Raw genomic sequence first — 12,474 nt, 5'->3', positions numbered from 1 at the left:
TGAAAAAGAAAAATTTTAAAACGTATTCGATCGTGGTCTTCGTAATGACGGCTATGATGATGGTATCGTGCCTTAGCGATCTGGATGTAAAACCGATCGACCCATTTGTGACAAGTGCCGATAAAGTATATACCACCAAGGAGTCCTACAAACAAGGACTGGCTAAGTTGTATGCAACCTTTGGGCTTACTGGCCAGAGAGGTCCTGCTGGCAACCAAGATGTAGGCGGTGTAGATGAGGGCTTTAGTTCCTTTGTGCGCTCGCTTTGGTACATGCAAGAGTTAACAACTGATGAGGCCGTTTGGACCTACGGAAACGATGCTGACGGAACCATCTTTAATCTACATTTCAATACATGGTTGCCATCAGACGGAATTCCTGAGGCATTGTATGCGCGTATTGCTAACGTAGCCGCATTGTCCAACGAATTCATTCGCGTTACAACCGGAAAAACGGACGACCCTGATTTTAAGAATTTTCAAGCTGAAGCGCGCTTTTTAAGAGCTCTCGCCTATTTCTATGGAATGGACTTATACGGCCGCTTGCCTTTTGTAACTGAAAAAGATTTGCCTGGAGCATTTTTTCCTCCTATGATTCAACGGGCTGCTCTTTTTGAGTATATTGAAAAGGAGTTAATAGCCATTAAGCTTGATATGGGAGCTCCTCGCTTTGAGTATGCTCGGGCAGATAGAGCTGCATGTGCTATGCTTTTGGCAAAGCTGTATTTGAATGCTGAGGTTTACATCGGCCAACCAAAATACACTGAAGCACTTACGGAATTGAATGAAGTTATTGCTGCCGGTTACACACTGTCTCCCCGTTATGCCAATTTGTTCAGAGCGGATAACGATACAAACAATAGCGAGATCATTTTTGCGCAGGCGTTTGATGGAGCAAGATCTCAGGCGTTCTCGATGACCCAAGTAATGATAAACGGCAATGCGGGCAATGGCGGTTGGGCAGGCTTACGCACTACTTCGGCATTTGTAGGTAAGTTCCCCACGTTGACCGAGGCTCGTGCTATTTTCGCAAAAGAGGACAAAGGTCAGAGTTTAAATATTGATGCCGTTAGTGTAAGTACGCAAGGATATGGAGTATTCAAATTCAGAAATATTACTGCAGCTGGTGTTGAGTCACCAAATAACTCCACCGGTTTTCCAGATACCGATTATCCCATGTTCCGTTTGGCAGATGCATATTTAATGTATGCTGAAGCCGTTCTGCGAGGAGGTTCTGGTGGTACTCGTGCAAATGCTTTGGCCTATGTGAATGCTATTCGTACTCGTTCAGGAGATGTTACTGCTGGAAACGCGCCAGGTGCAATTACTGATCAACAATTAACACTTGACTTCATCCTTGATGAGCGAGCTAGGGAGTTGTATTGGGAAGGTCACCGCAGAATAGACTTGATCCGCTTTGGCAAGTTTACAGGCGGCTCTTATCTCTGGCCATGGAAAGGTGGTATTAAAGATGGAACTGCTATTGAAGAAAAGCGAAAAATTTTCCCTGTACCTGCCAGTGATTTAGGTACAAATCCGAATTTGAAACAAAATGATGGGTATTAATAATCAAATAATTAATTATACTATGAAAAACCTAAAGTATATCTTTCTTTTAGTAAGTGCCTTTTTGGTTTTCTCCTGCGATAAAGAGGAGACAAGAGTCACTTTTTTAAAGAGCACGCCTCCTGAGTTGGTGGCTTCAAGCACCGCTAATTTGGTGTTGAATAAGGCACAAGAGAATTTTAGTTCTTTGCAATTTCAATGGACCAATCCAAGATTTGAATTCTCTAATGGTGTGAATACACAGAGCGTGAACTACGTTTTACAGATAGATGAAGCTGGAAAGAATTTTGGTAGCGCCAAACAAGTAAATTTGGGATTTACCAATTCCGTGTCTAAGTCGTTCACGGTGAAAGAGCTAAACACTACACTATCCGGTTTGGAGCTCGCAGATTTTGTAGCCCAAAATTTTGAGTTTAGGATTAAGGCTACACTGGCCAATAATAGTGTACCGGTATATTCAAATGTGGTAGCAATAAAAATCACCACTTATTTGGATGTGGTATTTCCTGTACCCGCAAACTTGTTTATTACTGGGCCAGCGGCACCAGCCCCCACATCAAATGGGGATGGATGGATGGATGATGGTGAAACCGCAGTCTTAACCCAAAAATTCACTCAAGTAAATTCATTTACTTTTCAAATTAATAGCCTACAAATAAATGGTGGAAAGGAGTTTTTGTTGGTTCCAGTTTACGGAAACTGGGCTAACAAATTTGGTTTTACAGGCGAAGGGGCAAAAAATAATCCGTCTGGTGATTCATTTAAGCCTGAAGGCAATAACTTTATCGGACCTGCGGCTTCGAGAGCTTATAAGATCACAGTTAATTTTAAAACAGGAAGGTATTCATTTGAATAATCTAAAACATTTGATGTATGAAGATCGGATTTAAGTTAATAGCGGTTGTTGCCTTGATGGCGGTAGCCGTGGGATGCGTCAAGTTAATTGAACCAACGCCCAGTTTTGCGCCTAGTACAGTAGCATTTAGTGCATCCGCTTCGGCCACTACGGTGGCAGTGGCCGCAGCCGACTCAACCAAAGCGGCACTCACTGTTACCTGGAATGACCCTAAGTTTTCGGTTGGGTTGAAGAATAGTAAGTTTACCGTGATGGTGGGGAAGGCGGGAGCCAATTTTGCGACTTTCTCAACCAAAGAATTCACCAATGCTTTGTCGGGTGATTTGACGGGTAAAGACCTAAACGGAATGGCGCTGAAGTTTGGTGGTGTGATTGGTCAGCCCGTTGCACTCGAAATGATGGTAGTAGCGTCTCAGGTAAACAACAATGAGCCTAAGAAATCAGCTGTTATACCAGTAAGCGTAACAGCGTTTTCAGGTTTTGGTCTAGCCGCCTCGCCTGTTACTATCACAACCAATCCTGCAACTCCTTCCGCTACAGGCATTACCTTTTCTTGGAACAAAGCGTTTAGTGGTTTTACGGGCGTAATTACATATGAATTGCAGCATGCCAAGAATGGAACTTCGTTCGCCACACCAACGGTGGTTGCTGTTACTGGCTTCACCAGAGCGTTTACTCATCTTGAGTTGAATTCTATTGCACTTGGCTATGATGTGGCGCCATCTGTGGCTGGCAATGTTCAATTCAGAATGAAAGCGACTAACGAACTGGGAGCAATTTCCTACTCATCGACTTCAACTGTTGCCATTACTCCTTACATAGCCATTAACTCAGTTGGAATCGTTGGTGATGCAACACCCGGAAGTTGGGGAACAGATACTGACTTGTATCGCCCGGATCCAAGCAAGCCTTCTGAATGGGAGGTAATCGTTTATTTGATTGGAGGAAAAGAGGTATTGTTTAGAGAAAATGATCTTTGGGATACTAAGTGGGGAGTAGGAGGAAAAGGCGGTAACAATATCCCGATCGCGAATAGCGGCTATTACAAAGCTAAATTGAATGTTGCCACAGGTGTTTATAGCTTTACTCCTATAACTGTTCCTTCTATTCCTAACGGTCTAAGCCTAACAGGAGATGGAATTGGTGGTTGGGGTGTGGATACAAATCTTACCCAGAGTGGAACAGACCCAAATGTTTATACGGGTACAGTAAGTTTGACGGTTGGGTCTGTGAAGTTCAGACACACTGGAGACTGGAATATCAACTGGGGAGGACCTGCCGGTGATAATGATCCGGCCAACTACCCATCTGCTTGGGGTAAAGGCGGAGGTGGAAACATCAAAATTAACACTGCTGGTTCTTACTTTGCATGGATTAACATTGCCACAGGCGAATATTTCTTTGGAAATACCAGCAATTCAACCTCATACACCAAGCTTGGAATTATAGGAGATGCAACACCTGGTGGATGGAGCACTGATACCTTTCTAATTCAAAATCCTTCAAACCCGTTTAAATGGTCAGGAAAGGTTGTATTAACAGCTAAGGAAGCTAAGTTTAGAGCAAATACAGATTGGGGTCTCAGTTGGGGGAATGCAACTGTGTTTCCAATTGGAATAGCTAACACAGAAAATAACAACAACATAAAAATAGCTTCGGCAGGTACGTATCAAATTACCTACAATTCCGCTACCAGGGAGTTTAGTTTCGCAAAATAGATACTTGTTTAAGTTTTCATTAGGGGCCACAAGGCCTCTGATTTTTTATTTTATCTACCTAAAGTTTTATGTTATGCTAAGAGGGGTTGTATTGTTTGCTTTTGTTGGCTTGCTTTTATTGCAAAAGAGCAATGCACAGGTTGTCACTACCTCACCTGCATTTCCGGTGGCGAATCAACCAGTAACAATTACAGTGGATGTTACGGGTACATCGCTCGCAAATTTTACAGCCTACGATGCAACTACAAATCCAGTGTACATTTGGACGTGGATCAGAAAGCCAGGCACAAATGATGTAGATGCCCCTACCAATGTAAATCCGGCCACAGCCGCGCAAGACGCAGCAAAGTGTACGCGCGTGTCCACAAATGTTTATTCAATCACATTCACGCCAACAATGTTCTTTAACAGACCAGCAGCCGATATTCCTCGGATCGGTTTAAAATTGAAAACGCGAAACTGGAGCGACAATAAGCAAACCGATGTAGATAAGTTTATCGAATTCAGCTCAGGCTTCAATGCTTCATTCGCTTCTCCTACTGAATCTTCTTTTTTCAAGAACACAGGGGAACAAATTCCAATCACGGTTAATGCCTCTGAAAGTGCTACACTTACCATCAAGGTAAATGGAACTACTGTGTCGTCACAGACTGGTGTCACCACGCTAAGTTATACGCACACTGTAACAGAGACGAGCGGCACCATGCAGGTTACGTGCGAAGCCGTTGCTGGCACCCAGACAAAAAACCTTGCATTTAGTTACACGATCCGATCAACCACCGTCAATCAGCCACGCCCGGCAGGTATCAAAGATGGAATCAATTATTCGACCGATGCCACAAAAGCAACTCTATGTCTTTGGGCACCAGGAAAAACATCGGTGTACGTAATTGGTGATTTTACCAATTGGGATATCAACGCAAACTACTTAATGAAAAAAGATGGCGAGCGGTTTTGGCTAGAGATTACAGGGTTAACTTCTGGCGTTGAATATGCCTTTCAATACTTGGTAGATGAAAACCTTCGACTTGCTGATCCCTATACTGATAAGGTGTTAGATCCGGATGACTCGTTTATCCCGGCAGCTGCTTATCCATCGCTAAAGACTTTCCCTTCGAAGGCGGTTTCTGATAAATGGTATTTTAACCGATTAGCAGTGCTACAAACGGGTCAAACCCCTTACGTCTGGCAAGTGGCCAATTTTCAAAAACCGGCAAAAGAAAAGTTAGTTATCTACGAGTTATTGGTGCGCGATTTTTTTGGATATAATGGGCGGAATTATCAAAACCTGATCGATACGCTTTCCTATTTTAAAAGATTGGGTGTAAATGCCATTGAGTTGATGCCATTTACCGAGTTTAACGGTAATGAAAGTTGGGGATACAATCCCACGTTCATGTTTGCGCCCGATAAATACTACGGTACTAAAAACAAACTGAAAGAATTTATTGACAAGTGTCATCAAAATGGCATCGCAGTCATTTTAGATATGGTAATGAACCACCATGACGTACCTAACCCCTATGTGATGATGGATTTTGATTTCAACGCATTCAAACCGACTGCCAACAACAAATGGTTTAATACCGATGCGCGGCATCCTTTCAATGTCTTTTTTGATATGAACCACGAGAGTAGTTATACCAAAAAGTACCTCGATACGGTGAATCACTATTGGTTGAATGAATATAAAGTGGATGGGTATCGGTATGATTTGTCGAAAGGATTTACGCAAACGAATAACCCAAGTAATGTAGGAGCATGGGGTGCTTACGATGCATCACGTATTGCTATTTTGAAACGCATGTCCGATAAGATCTGGGCCCATACACCAGCTGCCTATGTTATGCTCGAACATTTTGCAGACAATGCGGAAGAAAAGGAGCTTGCAGAATACAAAGCGAGCGAAGGCAAAGGCATGATGCTTTGGTCGGGCTTTCATGGTGCGTTCGGTCAAAGTACGAAAGGTGAGTCCTCAAATAGTGATATCAGTGGAATATATTTTGCCAATCGAGGTTGGACAGTGCCACACAATATCGGCTACATGGAAAGCCATGACGAAGAACGGTTGATGTATGGTAACCTTCAATCGGGGCGTTCAAGTGGAAGCTACAATATCAAAACGCTGAGCACAGCATTGGATCGCATCAAAGCAGCAAGTTTGATTTTTTATTCTATTCCAGGACCTAAGATGCTATGGCAGTTTGGGGAGTTGGGCTATGAGTTTAGCATAAATACATGTCAAGATTTGTCGGTCAATTCGAATTGTAGAGTTGCTCCCAAGCCTGTAAAGTGGGAGTATCTTTCAGATCCTGCCCGAAAAAGCCTCTTCGATGTAACGGCTGAGTTGATAAAGCTGCGAAAAACACATAGTGTTTTTACCAATGGTGATGCAACCGTTGGGTCAGGTAGTGGCTTTGTAAAACAAGTTTCGATTAAGAACAAGCCATTCAATCCGGCACCAACCACAACTGCAACCATGAATGTTGTAGCTGTGGCCAATTTTGATGTTACCGTGCAAACCCCTAGCGTTAGCTTTCCGCACGCTGGCACATGGTATGAATACTATGCTGCAGGTGCCCCTATAACCATTGCGAATGTTTCTACAGGAATAGAGCTTCAGCCCGGTCAATACAAATTATTTACGGATGTTAAACTTGATAACACGAATCCAATCACTGGCCTTGAGGATGGTGTCAGCGATTTAGTGACAGTGTTCCCTAACCCTGCGCATACAAGAATAAAGGTAGATGCTGGTCCGCTAATAATAACTCAATCACAATTGATAACGTTGCAAGGATCATCTACCAATAGCATTCAGTTAGATGCTGAAACGTGGGATATTTCTAGTTTGGCTTCTGGTCTGTATGTTCTTGAATTAAAAACAGAAAACCAGATCATCCGAAAAAAAATCGTCAAACAATAAGCAAATAACCTTCCTTCTTATGCGGAAATTTTTACTGTTAGGTTGCCTACTTTTTATTTTGTTGCAAAAATCACAAGCACAGTTTACCCGGGTAGAGCCAGCCTTTTGGTGGATCGGATTTGAAAACCCAGAAGTTGAAGTGCTTTTTTATCACAAAGAGTTGAACCTTTCTAACTTTCAACCAAAAGTTCAGTCAGAATCAGTGGTTGTAAAACGAATTACCCGTACTGAAAATCCCCGTTATGTGTTTTTAAATTTGGAAATTTTGCCGACTGCGAAGCCAGGAGTGGTTCCAATTTCATTCTCGGATGGAAAAAGAACACTTTCCTACCAATACGAATTAAAATCAAGATCAACTGCTAAGAATAGAACACAAGGTTTCAATTCATCGGATGTGATTTATTTGATCATGCCAGATCGTTTTGCCAATGGCGATACTAAAAACGATTCCTTGTCAGGATTTTTTCAAGGCGTGCATCGCGATCAGCCATTTGGCCGCCATGGTGGAGACTTAAAGGGAATTTCAGATCATTTAGATTACATTAAAGGACTAGGGGTAACTGCCATTTGGTTAAACCCCGTTTTAGAAAACAACCAGAAGAGAGAAAGCTACCACGGTTATGCCATTACTGATTTATATAAAGTAGATCAACGTTTTGGAAGTAACGATGATTATTTAAACTTCATCAATAAATCACACACCTTGGGACTGAAGGTAATTCAAGATATGGTGATGAACCATATCGGGAATATGGGTTGGTTGGTCAAAGATTTGCCTTCCAAAAATTGGATCCATCAGTTCCCCACCCACACGGCTTCAAATTATCGAAGTACCGTTATCATGGATCCCTACCGTTCTTCAAATGATGAAAAAATAATGAGTGATGGTTGGTTTGATACTACCATGGCAGATGTCAATCAGCAAGATCCTTTGTTCGCAAAATATTTGATACAAAATTCAATTTGGTGGATTGAGTACGCGGGTATTGATGGTATTCGGATGGATACTTATCCTTATCCCGATAAGAACTTTATGTCGAGGTGGTGCAAAGAATTATTGACCGAATACCCGAGCTTTAATATTGTAGGTGAAGTTTGGATAAATGATGTAGCAGGAACTGCGTATTGGCAAAGTGGTGTAAAGAATGCTGACGGCTATCAGAGTTTACTGCCATCGGTTACTGATTTTCCCCTCTATTTTGCTATGGAGAAAGCTTTTACGGAACCGGCAGGGTGGAATAACGGGCTCACAAGGCTATACGAACTTTTGGGCAGAGATTTTTCTTATACCAATCCGCAGACTAATGTAATTTTTATCGATAATCATGACACACCGCGTTTCTTTCACACTGTTGGAAAGGATTTGAACAAACTAAAAATGGCATGGGTGTTTTTATTAACCACCCGGGGCATTCCGCAACTTTATTATGGAACTGAAATTTTAGAAGATGGCGATTACAGCATTCACCCAACAGTTAGAAGAGATTTTCCAGGTGGATGGGATGGAGATGTGGTAAACGCTTTTTCCGGTAGCGGCATTACACTGGAACAACAAGAGGCAATGGCTTATTTAAAAAAGTTGCTTAGTTGGAGAAAGCAAAAAGAAGTTATTCACACCGGTAAACTTCGTCACTACATACCCAAAGACAATGTATACGTTTATTTCAGGTACAATGAGCAAGGGGAGGTGATAATGGTAGTGTTAAATGGAAACGATAAGCCAATGCCAGTAGCTACCGATCGGTTTAGTGAAGCAATGGGTGGCAAGAAGCACGCAAAAAACCCATTGACAGGGGAGGTTTTGAACAATATAGATAAGATTGTTGTTGCGCCATTTACTGCTCTCATCTTAGAGCTTGAATAATGATTTTAGGTGATGGGTAAATTATTATCAGCTTGGCTGATTACTATACTGCTACTGGTAGCGTGCAAGAATTCTACCCAAACTACCTCTTCTCTCTTTACAAAAGTTTCTTCTTCGCATTCAGGAGTTGTTTTTGAAAATACAATAGTTGAGGATGAAAAAATCAATATCCTCAGCTATGAATACACCTACAATGGTGGGGGAGTGGCTGCTGCAGATTTTAATAATGATGGTTGGTGCGATTTGTATTTCGTTGGCAACGCGGTTAGTAATCGGTTGTACCTGAATAGAAAAAATCTGCAATTCCAAGATGCCACCGAAGCTTCTCAAACTTCTGGCCGACCCCTTTGGAAAACCGGAGTTGCAGTAGCCGATGTTAACCAAGATGGCTGGTTAGATATTTATTTATCATACTCTGGTCCAGTAGCTGACTCTCTTCGTTCGAATCAATTGTTCATCAATCAAGGTTGTAATTCAGGCGGCATACCAACGTTTAAAGATCAAGCCAAGGAGTATGGACTAGATGCCCCCGGCACTTTCACAACACAAGTTTCATTTTTTGATTATGATCAGGATGGTGACCTTGATCTTTTCATGATCAATCATGGCAATCATTTTTATTCCCCCTTTTTAAATACCCGACAACTGCGCAACACGCGGCATCCGCAGTTTGGAAATCGGCTCTACCGAAATAATTCAGCTGAAAATTCATTGCAGGTTATTCCCTTTACCGATGTTAGTGATGCTGCAGGCATACATGGTGGAGGATTGAATTTTTCGTTGGGGGTTTCAACCTGCGATGTCAATGACGATGGTTGGCCGGATGTTTATGTCACCAACGATTATGAAGAGCAAGATTTTCTTTATCTCAATCAACGCGATGGCACCTTCTTGGATGCCACCAAGTCATCACTCTTTCACATTTCTAGAAATGGAATGGGCACTGATATAGCAGATTACAACAATGACGGCAAAGTTGATATCATGACACTCGACATGTGGCCAGAAGATAACTATCGGCAAAAATTATTAAAGGGCCCGGATGATCGACACCGTTACAAACTAATGGTTGATAGCGGTTACCATCACCAGCAAATGCGCAATACGTTACAATTGCAAAGGGGCTTGGATGAAAAGGGTATTCCGATTTTTTCGGAGATTGGTCAATTGGCGGGTGTCTCCGCCACCGATTGGAGCTGGTCGCCATTGTTTGTTGATTTAGACAACGATGGTTGGAAAGATTTGTTTGTTACCAATGGATATTTGCGCGACTTCACCAGCATGGACTTTTTAAAGTTTACAGTGGAAGAAGAAAAAAAGAAAGCGCAAGCTGCTGGTAAAGAACTCAAATTGGATGAGGTTGTAAAAAAAATGACGTCTACGAAAACAAGTGATTATGCATTTCGCAACAATGGTAATTTAACTTTTTCGAACACCACCAAAGAGTGGGGACTTCAGTCACTTAATCTTTCATTTGGTTCAACCTATGCTGATCTGGACAACGATGGCGATTTGGAATTGATTACGAACAATACCAATGAAGAGTCTACTATTTGGGAAAATCATTCTTCGACTATTACCTCCAACCACTTTATTCGAATTCGGCTGCTGGGAAATAACAAAAATCGATTGGGAATTGGAGCGAAAATAAAGGTCTATACCAATGGAGGATGGCAGATTCAGGAGCAATCCATTTCGCGGGGGTATCAATCAAGTGTAGAGCCCATTTTACATTTTGGTATTGGTTCTAGCTTAAAGGCAGATTCTATTAATGTCATTTGGCCGGATGGTAAATTAAGTCAGTTCAAAGAAATTTTACCCAACCAAACAATTGATGTGGATTATACTAATGCACAACCAGTAAACAACTCCAATAATAGAACTCAAAATTATCCGTATTTTGAAGATGTTACAAAATCAAGCAATGTCAATTGGAAACATAACGAAAATGAATTCGAAGATTACGATTACGAGCCACTTCTTCCATACAGATTATCTAGATTGGGTCCCCCACTTGCAGTTGGGGATGTAAACAAGGATGGCGAAGATGATTTTTATATTGGGGGTGCTGCAGGCCAAAGCGGAAGATTATTTATTGCAGATGGTAAGGGTGCTTTTCTATTCTATCAAAATCAACCATGGGAAAAAGATTCCGCAAGTGAAGATGCTGGTGCTGTTTTTTTTGATGCAGATGGGGATGCCGATCTTGACTTATTTGTAGTGAGTGGAGGAAATGAATACCCCAAAGGTTCACCCGAGTTACAAGATAGGTTATACATAAATCTAGGCAACGGAAAATTTTTCAAAGCAGAAGCAGAAGCAATTATTAAAGAGCAGTTGAGCGGGAGTTGTGTAGTGGCCGCTGATTATGATAAAGATGGAGACATTGACTTGTATGTAGGTGGAAGAATCACACCCAGAAATTTTCCTATCACGGCTCCAGGGGCTGTACTTGAAAATGTAACAATGAAAACAACAAGAAAAATTAAGTTTAGGGTAGCTACCCAAGATGTCAATCCATTGCTCCGAGAACCAGGTATGGTAACTGATGCGATATGGAGTGACTATAATAATGACACTTGGCCTGATTTAATTCTAGTTGGTGATTGGATGCCAATACGAATATTTAGAAATGAAAAAGGAAAGTTGAATGAAGTGAAGGATTCTACTCTTCACAATTCAACCGGTTTGTGGAAGCGAATAGAAGAAACTGACCTAGATAATGACGGTGATAAAGATTACATTATAGGTAATGCAGGCACCAACTTTCCATTTAAAGCCACCACAGAAGAGCCTTTGTTTTTGTACTATGACGACTTCAATAAAGACGGCAAAATAGATCCCATTATTGCAAGTTATACTCAAGGAAAACTTTTTCCGATTGCTAGCCGTGATGAGTTGTTAGGACAATTAGCTACTTTACGCAAACGATTTCTGAATTATGATTCTTACTCTAAATCAGAATTGAAGGACATATTTAATGAGAATCAACTTTCTCAGGCAAAGAAAATTAATGTAAAAACCTTGAGTTCTTCCATTTTAATTAATGTAGGAAATGGAAAGTTTGACCTGATACCATTACCTACCGAAGCTCAATTTTCTTCTGTTGACGGCATTGTTATTAGTGATTTTGATTCCGATGGAGTAAAGGATTTATTTATGACTGGAAATTCATTTTCAATAAGATCAGCCATTGGTCCAAGCGATTCCAATATTGGATTACTATTAAAAGGACACCAAGGATTCTTTATTCAGCCTAGCGGTATTTCTAAAAACCTTTTTGTTTCTGGAGATGTCAAAAACATGAAAATTCTTGGAAGTAAGAAATCCAAGGCCAAATTGGTAATTGGAATTAATAACATGCCAATTCAAATAATATCAACTCAGACACACTAGACACAATCGTTTGCGGAATCGATTTCAAAAAAATATTCATTAATTTTCAAATATCGCATGGTTGCTCCATAATAATTGGGTAATATTGAATTGGGAATGCCTTATAAAGGATTTCTCTAAGAATTAAATTTAACCTTAAACCAATCTAT

Annotated in this window: 6 protein-coding genes; all 6 read left to right on the top strand. The window is 41.2% G+C overall.

Features of this window, described 5'->3' with window-relative positions; all coding sequences use genetic code 11:
* Nucleotides 1-44 precede the first annotated feature (44 nt).
* A complete protein-coding gene (locus KA713_07010; GenBank protein ID UXE69062.1) occupies nt 45-1,565 on the top strand; it encodes a RagB/SusD family nutrient uptake outer membrane protein in 1,521 nt (506 codons plus the stop codon).
* 22 nt (nt 1,566-1,587) lie between these two features.
* Complete coding sequence (locus tag KA713_07005) at nt 1,588-2,421, top strand: SusE domain-containing protein (GenBank protein UXE68320.1); 834 nt, start codon at nt 1,588-1,590, stop codon at nt 2,419-2,421.
* A 17-nt stretch (nt 2,422-2,438) separates the two neighbouring features.
* Entirely contained in the window at nt 2,439-4,139 is a 1,701-nt protein-coding gene (locus KA713_07000; GenBank protein UXE68319.1) for a SusE domain-containing protein, read from the top strand.
* Between the two features lie 73 nt (nt 4,140-4,212).
* Nucleotides 4,213-7,065, top strand: a complete 2,853-nt coding sequence (locus tag KA713_06995) for a T9SS type A sorting domain-containing protein (GenBank protein UXE68318.1) — start codon at nt 4,213-4,215, stop codon at nt 7,063-7,065.
* A 19-nt stretch (nt 7,066-7,084) separates the two neighbouring features.
* On the top strand, nt 7,085-8,929 hold the full coding sequence (locus KA713_06990) for a glycoside hydrolase family 13 protein (GenBank protein ID UXE68317.1): 1,845 nt from the start codon (nt 7,085-7,087) through the stop codon (nt 8,927-8,929).
* 12 nt (nt 8,930-8,941) lie between these two features.
* Nucleotides 8,942-12,325, top strand: a complete 3,384-nt coding sequence (locus tag KA713_06985; GenBank protein UXE68316.1) for a VCBS repeat-containing protein — start codon at nt 8,942-8,944, stop codon at nt 12,323-12,325.
* The last annotated feature ends 149 nt before the right edge of the window (nt 12,326-12,474 follow it).

Origin of the sequence: Chryseotalea sp. WA131a, assembly GCA_025370075.1 — a bacterium.
Taxonomy (GTDB): domain Bacteria; phylum Bacteroidota; class Bacteroidia; order Cytophagales; family Cyclobacteriaceae; genus ELB16-189.
This window is presented reverse-complemented; position numbering and strand designations above follow the sequence as displayed.